Source organism: Mesorhizobium oxytropidicola (assembly GCF_056174625.1).
This window is the reverse complement of sequence record NZ_CM149692.1, coordinates 5,276,813-5,293,586: the sequence shown is the minus strand read 5'-3', so window position 1 is coordinate 5,293,586 and position 16,774 is coordinate 5,276,813. Positions and strand designations below refer to the sequence as shown.

12 protein-coding genes and 2 pseudogenes are annotated in these 16,774 nt (G+C 63.3%); 5 read left to right on the top strand and 9 right to left on the bottom strand.

Features of this window, described 5'->3' with window-relative positions; translation table 11 throughout:
• Positions 1-16: 16 nt before the first annotated feature.
• Positions 17-592 carry an MFS transporter gene (locus AC0V8S_RS26670; protein WP_475434378.1) on the bottom strand — a complete coding sequence of 192 codons (576 nt, stop codon included), beginning with the start codon at positions 590-592 and terminating at the stop codon, positions 17-19.
• A 21-nt stretch (positions 593-613) separates the two neighbouring features.
• A complete protein-coding gene (locus tag AC0V8S_RS26665) occupies positions 614-1,303 on the bottom strand; it encodes an MFS transporter (RefSeq protein WP_475434376.1) in 690 nt (229 codons plus the stop codon).
• A gap of 58 nt (positions 1,304-1,361) precedes the next feature.
• Here AC0V8S_RS26665 and AC0V8S_RS26660 point away from each other — a divergent pair, with 58 nt between their 5' ends.
• Together AC0V8S_RS26660 and aspS are read left to right on the top strand one after the other, a co-directional pair.
• Positions 1,362-2,255, top strand: a complete 894-nt coding sequence (locus AC0V8S_RS26660) for a DeoR/GlpR family DNA-binding transcription regulator (RefSeq protein WP_475434375.1) — start codon at positions 1,362-1,364, stop codon at positions 2,253-2,255.
• A gap of 2 nt (positions 2,256-2,257) precedes the next feature.
• Positions 2,258-4,048, top strand: coding sequence for an aspartate--tRNA ligase (gene aspS, locus AC0V8S_RS26655; RefSeq protein ID WP_475438703.1), 1,791 nt, complete (start codon positions 2,258-2,260; stop codon positions 4,046-4,048).
• Between the two features lie 115 nt (positions 4,049-4,163).
• Here aspS and AC0V8S_RS26650 read toward each other — a convergent pair whose 3' ends face one another.
• On the bottom strand, positions 4,164-5,354 hold the full coding sequence (locus AC0V8S_RS26650; RefSeq protein WP_183458330.1) for a hypothetical protein: 1,191 nt from the start codon (positions 5,352-5,354) through the stop codon (positions 4,164-4,166).
• A gap of 338 nt (positions 5,355-5,692) precedes the next feature.
• Between AC0V8S_RS26650 and parC the strand changes: the two genes are divergently transcribed.
• Together parC and AC0V8S_RS26640 are read left to right on the top strand one after the other, a co-directional pair.
• The gene (parC, locus tag AC0V8S_RS26645; RefSeq protein ID WP_475434373.1) at positions 5,693-7,945 is read left to right on the top strand and encodes a DNA topoisomerase IV subunit A; all 2,253 of its coding nucleotides are present in this window, start codon (positions 5,693-5,695) and stop codon (positions 7,943-7,945) included.
• A 223-nt stretch (positions 7,946-8,168) separates the two neighbouring features.
• Positions 8,169-9,412 (top strand): annotated as a pseudogene (locus tag AC0V8S_RS26640) (AI-2E family transporter).
• A 35-nt stretch (positions 9,413-9,447) separates the two neighbouring features.
• Here the strand turns inward: AC0V8S_RS26640 and AC0V8S_RS26635 are convergent.
• The 3 genes and pseudogenes from AC0V8S_RS26635 to AC0V8S_RS26625 all read right to left on the bottom strand — a co-directional run bounded on the left by AC0V8S_RS26635 (position 9,448) and on the right by AC0V8S_RS26625 (position 11,848).
• Positions 9,448-10,345: pseudogene (locus AC0V8S_RS26635) on the bottom strand (DMT family transporter).
• Between the two features lie 128 nt (positions 10,346-10,473).
• Complete coding sequence (locus AC0V8S_RS26630; RefSeq protein ID WP_095201618.1) at positions 10,474-11,238, bottom strand: arginyltransferase; 765 nt, start codon at positions 11,236-11,238, stop codon at positions 10,474-10,476.
• A 139-nt stretch (positions 11,239-11,377) separates the two neighbouring features.
• Positions 11,378-11,848, bottom strand: coding sequence for an RDD family protein (locus AC0V8S_RS26625; RefSeq protein ID WP_183458338.1), 471 nt, complete (start codon positions 11,846-11,848; stop codon positions 11,378-11,380).
• A gap of 215 nt (positions 11,849-12,063) precedes the next feature.
• Here AC0V8S_RS26625 and sthA point away from each other — a divergent pair, with 215 nt between their 5' ends.
• Entirely contained in the window at positions 12,064-13,452 is a 1,389-nt protein-coding gene (gene sthA / locus AC0V8S_RS26620; RefSeq protein ID WP_183458340.1) for a Si-specific NAD(P)(+) transhydrogenase, read from the top strand.
• A 3-nt stretch (positions 13,453-13,455) separates the two neighbouring features.
• Here sthA and AC0V8S_RS26615 read toward each other — a convergent pair whose 3' ends face one another.
• Genes AC0V8S_RS26615 through AC0V8S_RS26605 form a run of 3 tightly spaced genes read right to left on the bottom strand, consistent with a single transcriptional unit; the run spans position 13,456 to position 16,765 of the window.
• On the bottom strand, positions 13,456-14,562 hold the full coding sequence (locus tag AC0V8S_RS26615; RefSeq protein WP_475434370.1) for a type 2 periplasmic-binding domain-containing protein: 1,107 nt from the start codon (positions 14,560-14,562) through the stop codon (positions 13,456-13,458).
• Positions 14,562-15,179 (bottom strand): 5-bromo-4-chloroindolyl phosphate hydrolysis family protein, encoded by a 618-nt coding sequence (locus tag AC0V8S_RS26610; protein WP_475434368.1) that lies wholly within the window; start codon positions 15,177-15,179, stop codon positions 14,562-14,564. Before AC0V8S_RS26610 ends, AC0V8S_RS26615 begins: the two co-directional genes overlap by 1 nt.
• Before the next feature lie 14 nt (positions 15,180-15,193).
• Positions 15,194-16,765 carry a substrate-binding domain-containing protein gene (locus AC0V8S_RS26605; protein ID WP_475434366.1) on the bottom strand — a complete coding sequence of 524 codons (1,572 nt, stop codon included), beginning with the start codon at positions 16,763-16,765 and terminating at the stop codon, positions 15,194-15,196.
• Positions 16,766-16,774: the final 9 nt, after the last annotated feature.

Genomic DNA, 16,774 nt, shown 5'->3' with positions numbered 1-16,774 from the left:
CTTTTGCAGACGCCATTCACCCCTCTGCTGCCCGCGCCAGTACTTTGTCCCGAGTCGGTTCGGACGGCTCACCCGCCGGCGCGGCGGGTTTGTCAGCGGCCGGCCGCCGGCCAAGCGAACCAGCAGTCAGCAGGCTCAGAGCGATGAACGGGATGCCGAAGCCAAAGGCCGAGCGGATGCCCCAATGGTCGGAGACGAAGCCGAGCAGCGGCGGGCCGAGCAGGAAGGCGACGAAGGAGATCTGCGACAGCGCCGCGACATTGATCGCCGCCGGCCGGTCCGTCCGCTGGGCGGCGGCCGAGATCGCCAGCGGGAAGAGGGCGCTGGTGCCGATCCCCACAAGCGCGAAGCCCAGCATGGAGAAGAACGGCGCGGGCGAGAAAAAGACAATCAGCACGCCGGCCGCCATCATCAACAGCAGCACCCGCGCCACGCCGCTTGGCGAATGGCGGTCGACGAAACTGTCGGCGAAGAATCGCGTGGTCGCCTGGGAAAAGGCAAACAGCGCCACGGTGAAACCGGCGACGAAGGGGCCTGAGTCGAACACGGTTCGCATATAGATCGCCGACCAGTCGATGCTGGCGCCTTCCATCAGCATTGCCGAGAGCGTCACCTAGACAAGCACGAGTATCGGCAATGTCGGCCGCGCCAGCACGGGTGCCTTCTCGCCGGTGCCGGCAAAGCGGCTCGGCGCGGGCTGGTAGCCTCCCAGGAACAGCGCCATCGAGATCGCGACGATCGGCACGATCAGCGCCAGATGCAGTTGCGGCGATATGCCGAGATGCGCAAGTGCGGCTCCGAACAGGCCGGCGCCGAAAAAGCCGATGCTCCAGAACGAATGTGCGCGGTTCATGATGCGGCGCTTGACCAGGAACTCGGTCCGGTCAGCCTCGACATTGAGCATGATCTCGACGCTGCCGATCATCAGGCCGACCGGAAAGAGCATCAGGAACAGCGCCAGCGGCCCCGGCGCATGCACCGCGATGGTATAGGCAAGCGCCAGCAGCGGGACCAAAGCGAGCAGCGCGCGGCGGAAGCCGACGCGCTCGAGCAGCGGCGTTGCCAATGACAGCGCCGTCAACGTGCCGATCGGCGTTCCGATCAGGGCGAGGCCGAGCGTGCCGTCGCCGATGCCCATGGCGTGCTTGATATCGGGCAGCCGCGGAAAAATGTTGCCCATGGCGAAGGAATAGATCGCGAACCCGGCATAGACGCGGTGTTGCGGGGCAAGGTTGAGGCCAAAGCGCATCGCGGTGCTTTCAAAGGGAGAGAGGCTGGCTTGTGCCGCCGCCCGATTGGTCATTCCTTGCATAAACGTGCAAAACATGCAAGAACGTGCAAGAAGAAATAGGAAACAGGCAATGCTGACCGATCAACGGCACCAGCTTATCCGCGACCGCCTCGCGGCGGAGGGGAGAGTGCTCGCCGGCGAACTGGCGAGCCACTTCGGCGTCTCGGAAGACACGGTGCGCCGCGACCTCAGGGAACTGGCGAAGGCCGGGCACTGCCGCCGGGTCTATGGCGGCGCGGTTGCATCAGCGCCTTTCGCGACAACGCCGGTCGGCCTGCGCGCCGGCCATGCCGTCGAAGAGAAGGCGCGGCTGGCTCGCGCGACCGTGGCGTTGCTCGCGCGCGGGCAGACTTTGTTCATCGACAGCGGCATGACCAATGCCGCAATCGCCAGGGCCATCCCGCGCGACCTCGATCTGACCGTCGCCACCAATTCCCTCGAAGTTGCCTCGGCGCTGTCAGACCACGCCCTGATCGAACTGATTGTGCTCGGCGGCAGGTTCGACCGCCACCTCGGCGCCAGCGTCGGCGCCAACACGCTGGCCGCCGTCGCGCAGCTTGGCGCGGACCTGTTCATTCTAGGGTCCTGCGGTCTCGACGCATCGCGAGGCGTGACGGCGTTCGATTCGGCGGAGGCCGAGGTGAAACGGGCCATGGCCAGGAACAGCGTCGGCATCGTCATCGCCGTCACCAACGACAAGCTGGCCACTGCGGCGCCTTATCGCGTCGCCGGGGCCGAAGCGATCCGCCATCTGGTGGTCGAAAGACAGCACCGGCCGCAATCCTCGCCGATTTCGAACGCCAGGGCGCTGAAATCCACTTCGCCTGAACGCTTGGCGGCATGTCGGGCACCGGGATCGCCCGCTTGCCTTGACAAAGCCGGTCTCTCATGCGCTTTTCGCGCAAATTTTGGGCCGGGCTTGATGCTTTGGCCTGCCACCCAGCACCCCGGACTTTACCAATGACAATGCACCGTTACCGCAGCCATACCTGTGCCCAGTTGAGAAAGAGCGACGTCGGCAATTCCGTTCGCCTGTCGGGCTGGGTGCATCGCGTGCGCGACCATGGCGGCCTGCTGTTCATCGATCTGCGCGACCACTATGGCCTGACACAGATCGTCGCCGATCCCGATTCGCCTGCCTTCAAGGTCGCCGAGACCGTGCGCGGCGAATGGGTCATCCGCGTCGACGGCGAGGTCAAGGCGCGCTTGCCCGAGACCACGAACGCCAACTTGCCGACCGGCGAGATCGAGATTTTCGCCCGCGAGATCGAGGTGCTGTCGGCGGCCAAGGAACTGCCGCTGCCGGTGTTCGGCGAGCCGGATTATCCCGAGGATATCAGGCTGAAGTACCGCTTCCTCGACCTGCGCCGCGACACGCTGCACAAAAACATTGTGGCGCGCACCAAGATCATCGCCGAGATGCGCAGGCGCATGACCGATGTCGGCTTCACCGAATTCTCGACGCCGATCCTGACGGCTTCGTCGCCGGAAGGCGCACGCGACTTCCTGGTCCCGTCGCGCATCCATCCCGGCACTTTCTACGCGCTGCCGCAGGCGCCGCAGCAGTACAAGCAGCTGATCATGGTTTCGGGCTTCGACCGCTATTTCCAGATCGCGCCCTGCTTCCGCGACGAGGATCCGCGCGCCGACCGTCTGCCCGGCGAATTCTACCAGCTCGACCTCGAAATGAGCTTCGTCGAGCAGGACGACGTGCTCAACACGATGGAGCCTGTCATCCGCGGGGTCTTCGAGGCCTTCGCCAACGGCAAGCCGGTGACGCAGAAATTCCAGCGCATTCCGTATGATGTCGCCATGCGCAAATACGGCTCCGACAAGCCGGACCTGCGCAACCCGATCGAGATGCAGGCCGTCTCCGACCATTTTCGCGATTCCGGCTTCAAGGTCTTCGCCAACATCCTGGCCAACGACCCGAAGGCCGAAGTGTGGGGCATTCCGGCCAAGACCGGCGGCAGCCGTGCCTTCTGCGACCGCATGAATTCCTGGGCGCAAGGCGAGGGCCAGCCGGGCTTGGGCTACATCTTCTGGCGCAAGGAAGGCGAAAAACTCGAAGGCGCCGGCCCGCTCGCCAAGAACATCGGCGAGGAGCGCACCGAGGCGATCCGCCAGCAGCTCGGCCTTGCCGATGGCGACGCCGCCTTCTTCGTCGCCGGCGATCCGAAGAAGTTCGTTTCCTTCGCCGGTGCGGCGCGCACGCGTGCCGGCGAGGAATTGAACCTCGTCGACCGCGAACGCTTCGAATTGTGCTGGATCGTCGACTTCCCGTTCTTCGAATGGAACGAGGAAGAGAAGAAGATCGACTTCGCCCACAACCCGTTCTCGATGCCGCAAGGTGGCATCGATGCGCTGAACGGCGAGGATCTGCTTGGCATCAAGGCCTTCCAGTACGACATGGTCTGCAACGGTTTCGAAATCGCCTCAGGCGGCATCCGCAACCACCTGCCCGAAACCATGGTCAAGGCGTTCGAGACCGTCGGGCTGGACCGTGCTACGGTGGAAGAGCGTTTCGGCGGCCTCTACCGTGCCTTCCAGTATGGCGCGCCGCCGCATGGCGGCATGGCGGCCGGCGTCGACCGCGTCGTCATGCTCTTGGTTGGCGCCAAGAACCTGCGCGAGATCACCATGTTCCCGATGAACCAGCAGGCCTATGATTTGTTGATGAACGCGCCGTCGGAAGCCTCGCCGCAGCAGCTTCGCGAACTGGCGCTGCGCGTTGCACCGACCAAGAAGGACGGCTGATCGCGAGTTTCAGCGGTACTTTAAAAACCGGCAGAACCGGTTCTTTCGACTCGATAATCCCACAAAAAAGCCCGGCATCGCTGCCGGGCTTTTCTTGGTCTTGAGGCCGCTTCGATCAGTCCTCGTTCGCCTTGACGCTGACGCCGAGCGTCTTCGGCAAGTCGAGCGGGTTGGACATGGCGCCCGCCATGATCAACGCGAACGGTACCGCTGCCGGCGGCTCGGCCGAGATTTCGAGGCTCTTCGGATCGTCGAGATATTTGCTGACCGCCGCCGTCACCTGCGCCGTCAGCTCCGGATTGTTGAGCTGCGCCATGCCGAACGGCACGATCGCCTTGGCCTGGTTGGCGATGTCCTTGGCCGACATGCCTTGCTGCTTGCCGACATAGTCCAGCACCTTGCCGGTCAGCGAATCGTCGTCGAAGCGGATCGAGGCGCTGTTGAAGGAAAGCTGCTGCAGCAGGCCGAGCATGGCCATGCCTTGCGCCGAATTGTCCGCGCCTTCCGGCTGCGCGGCCATCTTCTTCTGCATTTCCTGCAGCGACTTGACGAAGTCCATTGTGTAGCCGCCGAGGTCGAAGGTCATGCCGAGCGTGCCGGCATTCTCGACCGAGATGTCGTATTTCGACAGCTCCATCTTGCCGTCCGAAGGCTGCCAGTTGCCGGCTATCTCGAAATTGCCCGCGATGTTCTGGTAGCCGAGCGCGTCGATGACTTCCTTCGACTTGGGATCGTCGACCAGCGTCAGGTCGGCATTGAACTTTTCGGTGGTGCCGGTGAATTCCATCGCCTTGCCGTCCGCGGGCGGTGTGATCTTGATGGCAAGCCCGTCCATCGAGAATGCGGTCTTGTCGGCAACCTTGACCGTCATGTTGGAGAGTTCAGCCGACTTGTAGATCATCAGCGCACCGAGTGGGCCGGTAGCGCCGTCGGCCGGAACAGTCATGTCGTGGATGACGAAGGGGCTGAGATTGAGGGTGACGCCGTCCTTGCTGTGTTCGAAGGCCGACGTCGACACGGTGCCGATGTCAAAGCCGCCATTGGCGGCGGTCACACCCTCGAGCTTGACGTCGCCGATGGTGAGGGCTTCCTTTTCCGCCGCCGGCTTGATGGCAACGCCCTGCAGCACCATGCTGGTGTTGTCGCCGGTGACGCCGGTCCAGGAGATGTCGACGCCCTGGGCGGCCAGCGCCGCCTTAAGCCGGTCGGCGACCGCGGCGTCCTGGGCAAGGGCCGCATTCAGCGGCAGTGTGAACAAGAAGGTCGAAAGAGCGAATTTCCGGAGAGTTGAGCGTTTGATTGTCATCGCAAGGTCCCTGAGAGTGTCCTGAAATTGTTTTTCAATTCTTCGCGCCATCACCATTCCGTGACGAACTGGACGGGAAAAAGGCGTGTCCCGGCACAATGGTCAAAAATCGCGGCGAAAGGCAAACCCGATCCGAATGCTATTGCAGAATGCAGTGAATTTGGCATGAAGGTCGGGCCGTAGAGCGTTACCGTGCTTCGCAATAGATGTGGCATGTAACAGACTGATGTTGGCCGGCAAGCTCGACCTTGCTGTTTCCTGTTGCAGAACAGCGCACAAGTCGTCCGGTCCGGCGTGCGCCTCTTGCCGCGAATCACCCGCTCGGCTAGTCCCAGCCCATGGGAAAAAGGCTTTTGCCGCCTCAAGATGGCGGTGGCGATCACATTGAACCGGTCGATCTGAAGAAGGCGCTGGAAGAGCGCTATCTCGCATATGCGCTGTCGACCATCATGCACCGGGCGCTGCCCGACGTTCGCGACGGGCTGAAGCCGGTCCACCGCCGCATCATGCACGCCATGCGCCTGCTGCGCCTCAACCCTGATCAGGGTTTCGCCAAATGCGCCCGCATCGTCGGCGAGGTGATGGGCAAGTTCCATCCGCATGGCGACCAGTCGATCTATGACGCGCTGGTACGGTTGGCGCAGGATTTTTCGATGCGCTATCCCCTGGTCGACGGGCAGGGCAATTTCGGCAACATCGACGGCGATAACGCCGCCGCCATGCGCTACACAGAAGCGCGCATGACCGACGTGGCGACCGAACTGCTCGCCGGCATCACCGAGGACGCCGTCGACTACCGGCCGACCTACAATGAAGAGGACGAGGAGCCGGTCGTGCTCCCCGGCGCCTTCCCAAACCTGCTGGCCAACGGCTCGTCCGGCATCGCGGTCGGCATGGCGACGTCGATCCCGCCGCACAATGCGGCTGAACTCTGCGACGCCGCATTGCACCTGATCGAACACCGGGATGCGCCGGTGGCCAAGCTGATGGATTTCGTCCAGGGCCCGGATTTCCCGACCGGCGGCATCATCGTAGACAGCCGTGCCTCCATCCTCGAAGCCTATGAGACCGGGCGCGGTGGTTTCCGCGTGCGCTCGAAGTGGAGCCAGGAAGACCAGGGCAGGGGCACCTGGAGCATCGTCGTCACCGAAATCCCCTATGGCGTGCAGAAGGCGCGGCTGATCGAGAAGATCGCCGAGCTGTTGATGGCGCGTAAGCTGCCGCTGCTCGAGGACATCAGGGACGAAAGCGCCGAGGACATCCGCGTCGTGCTGGTGCCGAAAAGCCGTTCCGTCGATCCGGGCATCCTGATGGAATCGCTGTTCAAGCTCACCGAGCTTGAAAGCCGCTTTCCGCTCAACATGAACGTGCTGTCGCGCGGCAAGGTGCCCAACGTGCTGTCGCTGAAGGGCGTGCTGCAGGAATGGCTCGACCACCGCCGCGACGTTCTGATCCGCCGCTCGAAACATCGCCTGGGCGAGATCGAAAGACGGCTGGAGATCCTTGCCGGCTATCTGATCGCCTATCTCAACATCGACGAGGTGATCAAGATCATCCGCGAGGAGGATGAGCCCAAGCAGGTGATGATGGCCCGCTGGTCGCTCACCGACACCCAGGCCGAAGCCATTCTCAACATGCGCCTGCGCGCTTTGCGCAAGCTGGAAGAATTCGAGATCCGCAAGGAATTCGACGGCCTCACCACCGAGAAGAAGCAGATCGAGGCGCTGCTGGCGTCGGATGCCAAGCAATGGTCGACGATCAAGTGGGAAGTCACCAGCATCCGCGACAAATTCGGACCGGAGACCGAACTCGGCAAGCGCCGCACCCAGTTCGCCGATGCGCCCGAACACGATTTGACCGACATCGCCCACGCCATGATTGAGCGCGAGCCGGTCACCGTGGTGGTTTCGGAAAAAGGCTGGCTGCGGGCGATGAAGGGCCATCTGGCCGATCTCTCGACGCTGACCTTCAAGGAAGGCGACAGCCTGAAACTCGCCTTCCATGCCCAGACCACCGACAAGGTGCTGGTCTTCACCACCGGCGGCAAGTTCTACACCATCGGCGCCGACCGGCTGCCCGGCGGGCGCGGCCATGGCGAGCCGATCCGCATCATCGTCGACATGGACAACGACCAGGACATCGTCACCGCTTTCGTCCACGATCCGAAGCGCAAGCTGCTGCTGGCCTCATATGACGCCAACGGCTTCATCGTGCCGGAGGAGGAAGTGGTCGCCAACACCCGCAAGGGCAAGCAGGTGATGAACGTCAAGGCGCCGGACGAGGCCAAGCGCTGCGTCCCGGTCACCGGCGATCACCTCGCCATCGTCGGCGAGAACCGCAAGATGCTGGTGTTCGCGCTCTCCGAAATTCCGGAGATGGGCCGTGGCAAGGGCGTGCGGCTGCAGAAATACAAGGATGGCGGCCTGCTCGATCTCAAGCCGTTCACCTTGGAAACCGGCCTGTCCTGGCAGGATTCGGCCGACCGCACCTTTACGAGATCGCGCGAGGAACTCGCCGAATGGATCGGCGCCCGGGCCTCGGCAGGGCGTATGGTGCCAAAGGGCTTCCCCAGGACGGGCAAGTTTGGTTAGCTGGTGCCTCTTTCTTCTCCCCTTGTGGGAGAAGGTGGCCGAGCGAAGCTCGGTCGGATGAGGGGTGTTCCAGGGAACGCCAACGCCTCACTCCGCTGGAACACCCCTCAACCGTCTCGGCGCCATCGCGCCGATTCACCTTCTCCCACAAGGGGAGAAGGAAGAGATGCTGCCCAACTCATTTGGACTATCGTCACGATTGCTGCACTATATCAGTGCATACATGGGACGGGTGTTTGAGAGAGACGGGCGTTTGAAGGAATCCAGGATCCAGAAACCGGAACGGCAGCAGCGCCTGTTCGGCCTGTCGACGCCACTGAGTTCGGCCGTCATTCCGCCGCTGTCGGCGGCGCGCTGGCTGCTGGTGCTGATCGTCGCCGCCGGTGTCTATTTCTTCCACGGCTTCCTGTTCCCGGTGCTGGCCGCACTCGTCATCGCTTTCGCCAGCTGGCCGCTTTACCAGCGGCTGCTGTCCGGCGTCGGCGGCAACCGCACCATCGCCGCCACTCTGGCCATCCTGTTCATCCTCGCCTTCCTGGTGATACCGATCGCGCTTGCCGGCACCTACGCCATCAACGAGGTGCGCGAGTGGGTCGGCTGGGCGATCGAGACCAATCGGCACGGGGCTGTGACGCCGCACTGGATCGCGACCATGCCTGTCGTAGGCGACTGGCTGAACGAACAATGGACGACCAATTTTGGTCATCCCGGCGGCATTGGTGAACTGATCCAGCTGGTCAGCGGCGCCAATATCGGTAGCATATATCGCGGCGCGCTCGCCGCCGGCGGCAGTGCGTTTGGGCTGCTCCTGACGCTGCTGTTCATGATGATCGCCCTGTTCTTCGCCTATCGTGACGGCGAGCATTTCGCCGGCCAGGTCGACCGCCTCGGCGAGCGTATCCTGCCGACGCGGTGGGAGCGGATTTCGCGCGTCGTGCCGGCGACGATTTCCTCGACGGTGACCGGCATGACGGTCATCGCCATCGGCGAGGGGCTGGTGCTGGGCATTGCCTACTGGCTGGCCGGCGTGCCGTCGCCGGTGACGCTCGGTGCCCTGACCGGCGTCATGGCGCTCATCCCCGGCGGAGCACCTTTGTCCTTCACTCTTGTCTCGATCTACCTCGCGGCCAGCGGCTCGCCCATGGCCGGTCTGGTGCTGTTCCTGTGGGCGCGGTCGAGCTGTTCATCGTCGACAAGACGCTGCGCCCGAAACTCGTCGGCGGACCGATAAAACTGCCCTTCCTACCGACCTTTTTCGGCCTGATCGGCGGCGTCAAGACCATGGGTTTTCTCGGTCTGTTCATCGGCCCGGTGCTGATGGCGCTGCTGGTCGCCATCTGGCGCGAGTGGCTACGCGAGGTGGAACTGGTCGACGAGATCGCCGCCGACTCGGCGGCCGAAATCGAGGCTCGTCCGCAGATCGAGATCCTGCCGGAATCTGGCGTGGCGAAGAAGGCCAGCGCCTGATCCCGGAACGCAACTTGCGCAGATATCGATACGCCTTAGACGGGATGATGCACCGCGAGATCGGGTCGGCGCTTGCGGCCATCATGCAACTGCCAGAGCGAATGGGCGACCAGCGTGACGATCAGGATCCCGCCGCCGATCAGGCTGTTGCGGGTTGGTGCCTCGGCAAAGATCATCCACACCCAGACCGGCGCCAGCACGGTTTCGAGCAGGTAGAACATCGCCACTTCCGGCCCTGGAATGTATTTCGGCCCGGCGGCCAGGCAGAAGAACGAGATCGGCATGATGACGGCGCCGTTGAAGATGATCCACCACGGTGCGTTCACATGAAAGCCTTCGCCTGACACCATGAAGGCGGCGAGCGCCATCGGCAGAAGGACGCCGACGAGCGAGGTGAAGCCCATATCCTTGCCGCTGGCGCGCGAGATGGTGATGGCCACGGCGACGAAGAAGGCCGAGCACAGCGCCATGAAATCGCCGAACAGCTTGCCGGTGCCGACCGACCCGCCGACGATGACCAGCACGCCGATGATCATGATCGACATGGCGATGATCGTCACCAACTGCGGCCTCTCCTTCAGGAATAGCCAGGACAGCAGGCCCGCGAACACGGTGTTGAAGGCCAGGATGAACACCAGATCGGCGGTCGAGGTGTGATAGACGGCGGTGACGAAGGTGATCCCGGTCAGCCCATAGCAGATCGCCACGATCAGGCCGGACCAGCCGGGGATGAGTGGCGGGGCGTTGCGGCTCAGCGCCCGCCAGATCGACCAGATGACCATTGCGGCGACGAATGTGGTGCTGGTGCGCAGCAGCATGATGGTCCACGCGCCACCGTCGGCGAGGCGGATTAAAGGTATGTCGACTGTCAGCGTCAGTCCGCCGATGGCGGTTATCGAAAAGACCCTTCTGATGATCATGGTGAGAGGACATGCAGGAACTTTCGCAATGAAATGCAGGCCGACGGCTGACCGGTGCAATGGCGCACACTCTCCAGCCTACCGGCTGAAAGACCAGCATCTCCTGCCTTGAAACTGTTTAAGCGCGGATCGTGGAAAAACTCAGCGTGAAACCGCTTCGTTGGTGTAGCGCTCCCAGCCCTTGGGGCCGAGATGCTCCTGCGGCATGAAGCGCATCTTATAATTCATCTTGCGCGAGCCGTTGACCCAGTAGCCGAGGTAGACATGGGGCAGGCCCATCGCTCTGGCGCGGGCGATATGATCGAGGATCATGAACGTGCCGAGCGAACGCTCCTCGAATTCGGGATTGAAATAGGAATAGACCATCGACAGGCCGTCGGCCATCTTGTCGGTGAGCGCCACCGCGATGAGTTCGCCCTGACCCTTGCCGGTGATGAAGGTATCGGGTCCGCGCCGCCTGTATTCGATCACCTTGGTGTCGACATGGGTGTCCTCGACCATCATGGCGTAGTCGAGCACCGTCATGTCGGACATGCCGCCGCGGCGGTGGCGGGCATCGAGATAGCTGCGGAACAACGAGTATTGTTCGGTCGAGGGCTCGGCATTGTGCATGGCGCCGACGAGGTCGGAATTGTGCTGCAGCACGCGCTTCATGTTGCGGCTGGGGACGAATTCCTGGGCGAGGATGCGCACGGAGACACAGGCGCGGCAGGTTTCGCAGGCCGGCCTGTAGGCGATGTTCTGCGAGCGCCGGAAACCGCCTTGCGTGAGCAGGTCGTTCATCTCCGATGCCTTGTCGCCGACCAGATGCGTAAACACCTTGCGCTCGAACTGGCCGTCGAGATAGGGGCACGGCGACGGCGCGGTCAGGAAGAACTGCGGCGACTGGGTCGGATGCTGCGTCATCTAAGTCTTGGAAACACTCCTTCGAGTCGCTCTACCTTTGGCGCGGAAAGCGAAAAATTCAACAGGATTGTGAATGTACGCGCAATCGGATGCCTTCACATTTGCGCCGACGAGGCGGAAGCGCTCCCGAAAACTGCCTTTAACGGCCGCTGCGGCTGACTACCGTGCCGAGCAGAAGGTCGTGCAGCGTGCGCTTGCGGTCGGAGAACAAGGTCACCAGCAGGACCAGCGGCGACAGGATGACGTTGCCGGCCCAGAACAGCACGGAATGGACGACCGCGGTCAGGCCGTCGATCGGCCGGCCGTCGAGACGGTCGAGGCGGATGCCCATCACCTTCATGCCCGTGGTCGCCTGGTCGGCGCTGCCCAGCGTGTTCCAGATGTAGAGGATGGCGACGGCCGGCACCAGGATGCCGAACAGCATCCAGCCGAGACCGAGCGTCAAAAGCCCGAGGAAAAACACCAATATGGCGAACGGAATGGTGAGCAGCGCGACGATGATGTAGTCGAGCACGAAGGCCAGGATGCGCCTTGTGCGCACGCCTTCGTAGGCCCTGACATCGTCGAGCCTTGTGTTGATGATTTCGCCGTCGAGAACGCGCGCGTTCATGTCATTTCCTCGTAACAGGGCCCGACATAGGGTGCGGGCCGCTCGATGATGAAATGGTGAAGGCCTGTGTCGGAATCAAGGTCGGCGCTTTCCGGAGCGCAGGGATCGAGCGACGCAAGACACGATCCGATTCGGTTGAATTTGCCGCGCGGATGGCATTAGCTTGTTGCGGCGCAACAAAAGCACTCTGAAGCAGAGGCGAGGGGACGGGAAATATGGACTACGACATGCTGGTAATCGGCAGCGGCCCCTCGGGCCGCCGCGCCGCGGTGCAGTCGGCCAAGCTCGGCAAATCGGTGCTGGTGGTCGACCGCGGCCGGCGTCTCGGCGGCGTCTCCGTGCACACCGGCACCATCCCCTCGAAAACGCTGCGCGAGACGGTGCTCAACCTTTCCGGCTGGCGCGAGCGCGGTTTTTATGGACGCGGCTACAGGGTCAAGCAGGATATTTCCGTCGGCGACCTGATCGAGCGCCTGCACAAGACGCTCGATCATGAGGTCGAGGTGCTGCAGCACCAGTTCATGCGCAACACCGTCAAGAGCGCCCGCGCGGCGGTAAAATTTCTCGGCCCCAACAAGGTCAGCCTGACATCGGACAATGGCGACTACAGCGAGGTCGGCTTCGCCAATGCACTGATTGCGGTCGGCACCAGGCCACACCGGCCGCGCGACGTGCCTTTCGACAAGACCCGCGTCTTCGACAGTGACGAGATGCTGGAACTCGACCGCCTGCCGCGCACGCTGACGGTGATTGGCGGCGGCGTCATCGGCGTCGAATACGCGACGATCTTTTCCGCGCTCGACGTGCCGGTGACGCTGGTCGAGCCGCGCAACTCCATCCTTGATTTCGTCGACCGCGAGATCGTCGACGATTTCATCCACCAGATGCGTGATCGCGGCATGACGATAAGACTGGGCAGCGCGGTGAAGGAAATCCGCTCCAAGCCCGAAGCCGCCGAGGTGGAACTGGCCGATGGCCGCACCATTCGTTCGGAGGTCGTGCTCTACGCCGCCGGCCGCACCGGCAATGTCGGCAGCCTGGGCCTCGACGTGGTCGGCATCGAGGCGGACTCCCGAGGCCGCATCAAGGTCGATCCGCAGACGTTTCAGACCAGCGTGCCCAACATCTACGCCGCCGGCGACGTCATCGGCTTTCCGAGCCTGGCTTCAACCTCGATGGAGCAGGGCAGGGTGGCCGCCTGCCATGCTTTCGGCGTGACCCTGCCGCCACCGCCGGAAACATTCCCCTATGGCATCTATGCGGTGCCGGAAATCTCGACCGTCGGCCAGTCCGAGGAGCAGGTGCGCCAGAGTGGCGGCGCCTACGAGGTCGGTGTCGCGCGCTTCCGCGAGACCTCGCGCGGCCACATCATGGGCGTCGACACCGGCTTCCTGAAACTGTTGTTTTCGATCGAAACGCGGCGACTGCTCGGTGCGCACATCGTCGGCGAGGGCGCCACCGAGCTCATTCATATCGGTCAGGCCGTCATCAACCTTGGCGGCACGGTCGACTTCTTCGTCAACAACACCTTCAACTATCCGACGCTGGCGGAAGCCTACAAGATCGCCGGGCTCGATGCATGGAACCGGATGGGGCGAGGGTAAGCCTTAGCTGTCCATCTGGGCGAGCAGCGCCAGCATAACGTCGGCTGATGGCATCGGCAGCACCGCCTCGATTTCCGCCGGTCTCACCCCGGCTATGGCGCCGGCATCACCCGCAACGGTGCCGAGCGGTCCGCGGAACCCGTGCTTGGACCAGGCAAGCTCTTGTAGCTTCGGGCTGGTCAGCGCCTCCAGCAGCCGGTCGACCGCGGGATCGACGACGATCAGAGGATGCGCCGAGTAGACAGTCGGCCGGGGGTAGAGGATTTCGGGCTTGGCGCCCATGCCCGCCTGCACCCTTTGCCAGCGCGCCGGGTCGGCGAGCGCCCATTCGACCAGCTGGTTTTCATAGCCGACCACCATCGGCTCGGCGCCAAGGCCGCCAGCGATGTACTGATCGAACAGTTTTCCCGACGACGACGATTTCAGGCCCATGCTGCGGAAGATCGCCTTGGCCTGGTCGCCGTGCTGCGCCAGCAGCTCCTGCGTTGCCACGTCGCCGCTCATTAGGCTGAGCACCAGGCCGGCGAACATGAAGCCGGAGTTGGAACGGTTGGGATCGGTGGAGACGATGCGGGCCCGGCCATAAAGCTCGCCGATGCCGAGATCCGACCAGTTCTTGCCGGCCAGAATGGCGTCAAGCAAGGCCTTGAGGTCGAGCTGATTATAGCCGCCCTTGGCGGCGACCGTGACCAGTCCGCTCTTCTTCAGCCCTTCGACCACCGGCCCCCAAGTGTAGACGACGATCGGCGAGTTGAGCACCACCTGGTCGTTGCGGATCGCCACGCCGCTCTTGCGGGCGAGATCGACCATGATCGAAGAGGATGGCCACAGAAATTGCGGTTTCTGCGACAGAAGTGCTGCTTCCCGCACCATCTCGACGGAACCTGCAACACGCGCGTCGAGCTCCAGCCCGTAGCCGCCCAGCGCATGGACGACATCCGGATCGGCCAGGAACGCCTGCTTCTCGCCGCCGATGAAGCCGAACAGATGCGCCTTGTTGCCGAGATAGCCGCGGAATTCGGGGCGATCCTTGAGTGTCAGATAGCCGCCGGTGCCGGCGGCCGCCGCACCCAGCAGACCCAGTCCAAAAGCGCGGCGCGAAATGGCCATCAGCGACCAATATCCTCTTTCAGCGACTCCTGAATGAGTCGCAGGTCTACGTCGAGCGTGCCGAGTTCGGTATCGGCGAGGCTGTCGGCATAGTGCACGAATCCGTCCTGAAGCTTGGTGATCACAGCGCCGACATTCGCCAGCCGCGCCTGACTGGGCGCGCGCCGGTTTGCCAGCGTCGCATAGCCTTCCGCCACCTCCGCCGCCTGCGGCACGTAGTAGGTGAGGAACCGCCGCACCGAAGGCGCGCTGTCGGGCTTGGCCTCGACCCTGGAAATCACATCGGCGGCGATATCGGAGAGGTTCTTCACCTTCGCCTTCATATCCTTGTCGGCAATCGTGCCTGCCGCGGCGGCAAGCCGATCCGCGGCCGGTTGGGCCTGTGCCAGAAGCTCGCGGGCGAACGCCACCCGGCTGCCGGAGAACGAGTTCAGATCGAGGCCTTCGAACAGCTGGCGTGGCGCCAGCACGAACACCAGCCCGGCAAAGACAAGTGCTGCGATGATCGCAGATACCAGGAACGGAAAATGGGTGAGCAGGCTCAGCCCGACCAGCAACGCCGCCGAGACAAGGCCCGCCACGATCCAGTTCCAGTCGTTGCCGAACAAGCCACGCATCCTAGCCGCGCATCTCAGTTGTAGCCGCGAGCGGCGCGGAAGGCGCCCGCCAGATCGCCGCTGCCATCGAATACGCGCGCCGAAGTCGCCTTGGCAAGGCTGTCGAGCTGGCTCTTGTCGGCATCGCCGAAGGTGATGCCGAACACCGGCACGCGCACCGGCGCGTTGCGCCACTGCTGGAGAAAGAAGTCGGCACTGCCATCCGTCCTGCCATCGGTCATGATGATGATCGCCGGCAGGTATTTTGGTAGATCCGGCGTCGCGGTGATCTGCTGCAGCGCCTGCTGGGCACAGGCATACATGTCGGTGCCGCCGCCGGCGTGCTGGTCGGCGACGGCAGCCAGCAGCTGGGCTTGCCCGGTCGCATCGCCGGTCGCTGCGAAGTTGGCGCGCACGACGCTGTCGAACGGCAGCACGAAGATATGGTCGGATGGCGTCCACTGCACCAGCACCTCGCTGGCCTTTTCCGGTGTGAACAGGAACTGCGCGGCGGCCTGCAACTGCTTCTCGCCCTTGTCTTCCATCGAGCCGGAGAAGTCGAAGCATAGCGCCGTCAGCGAAGGCTTGCGCAGGGCCTCCTGATAGAGGTCGAGCGCTTTGCGGATCACCGCCGGCTCCGGCATGCGGATCGACGTCACCAGTTTGCCCGGGTCGAAATTCCAGTCGGGTTCGGCCGCGGCCTGGATTGCCGAGCCGCCAAGCGGCAGCCGCCGACCGGTGTCGGCGATGCGCTTGCGCACCGCATCCGACTGCAGATAGGCGAGCAGGTCGGTGAAGAATTTTTCGACCTCCGGGCCGCGCCCATGGTCGATGAAGCCGAGCGGCGAATCGCCGACCGCGACGCCGTCGGCCGGGTAGATGGCATAAAGCGGTTCCTTGCCTATCTGCTTTAGCTTGTCGTTGGTCTCCTTCAGCGTCGCCTCGTAGTTCCACATCGCGTCGTAGACGGTGCCCTTGCTTGCGCTGTCGACATAGAGATCGGCGAGCCAGCCCGACGAACCGGATGAACGCTCGACGCCTTGCAGCAGGGCGCTCACCGTTTCACGCACATTCGGATTGTCGAGATCGCCGGGCTCGATCACCTCCTTGCCGCCAAGCGCGCTGGACAGCATGGCGAGATAGGCACTGGCGCCGGAATTGGACTGCGTCGCCGAGGTCATCAGGAATTTGAGCTTGCCGTCCTTCACAGCGGCCAGGATGTCCTTCATGAAGACCGGCTTGCCGATCCAGCCGAGCTCCGCGGCCTTGGATTTGCGCACGCCCAGAATGACCGGCATCTGCGCGATCGAGGTCAGGTTGCGCACCTTGCGGCCGGAATCGAACAGATCCACCCAAACGCTCGAGGCCGGCCAGACAGCATCCTGGTCAAGTCCGGCGGGCCGTTGCAAGCCAAGGCCGATGTCGAGCGAGCCTTCATAGGCGAAGGTGCAGGTGGCGCCTTGTTTGGCACAGAATTCCTGCACGATCGGCTCCAGCACCGTGTTTTCGGATCCGGAGACGATCGAGAACTTGACGTTGCTCGAATTGCAGGCGGCCAAAAGCACCGCGAAGGCCAGCAGCAGAACGGACGTCAGCGTCTTCGGCATGGCGGTTCC

Excerpts from the sequence above, each read along its gene's own strand:
- AC0V8S_RS26615 (WP_475434370.1), bottom strand. The coding sequence starts at position 14,562 with ATGGCCATTTCGCGCCGCGCTTTTGGACTGGGTCTGCTGGGTGCGGCG.
- AC0V8S_RS26670 (WP_475434378.1), bottom strand. The coding sequence starts at position 592 with ATGGAAGGCGCCAGCATCGACTGGTCGGCGATCTATATGCGAACCGTG.
- AC0V8S_RS26650 (WP_183458330.1), bottom strand. The coding sequence starts at position 5,354 with ATGACAATCAAACGCTCAACTCTCCGGAAATTCGCTCTTTCGACCTTC.
- sthA (WP_183458340.1), top strand. The coding sequence starts at position 12,064 with ATGGACTACGACATGCTGGTAATCGGCAGCGGCCCCTCGGGCCGCCGC.
- parC (WP_475434373.1), top strand. The coding sequence starts at position 5,693 with ATGGGAAAAAGGCTTTTGCCGCCTCAAGATGGCGGTGGCGATCACATT.
- AC0V8S_RS26625 (WP_183458338.1), bottom strand. The coding sequence starts at position 11,848 with ATGAACGCGCGCGTTCTCGACGGCGAAATCATCAACACAAGGCTCGAC.
- AC0V8S_RS26630 (WP_095201618.1), bottom strand. The coding sequence starts at position 11,238 with ATGACGCAGCATCCGACCCAGTCGCCGCAGTTCTTCCTGACCGCGCCG.
- AC0V8S_RS26660 (WP_475434375.1), top strand. The coding sequence starts at position 1,362 with ATGCTGACCGATCAACGGCACCAGCTTATCCGCGACCGCCTCGCGGCG.
- AC0V8S_RS26610 (WP_475434368.1), bottom strand. The coding sequence starts at position 15,179 with ATGCGTGGCTTGTTCGGCAACGACTGGAACTGGATCGTGGCGGGCCTT.
- aspS (WP_475438703.1), top strand. The coding sequence starts at position 2,258 with ATGCACCGTTACCGCAGCCATACCTGTGCCCAGTTGAGAAAGAGCGAC.
- AC0V8S_RS26605 (WP_475434366.1), bottom strand. The coding sequence starts at position 16,765 with ATGCCGAAGACGCTGACGTCCGTTCTGCTGCTGGCCTTCGCGGTGCTT.
- AC0V8S_RS26665 (WP_475434376.1), bottom strand. The coding sequence starts at position 1,303 with ATGACCAATCGGGCGGCGGCACAAGCCAGCCTCTCTCCCTTTGAAAGC.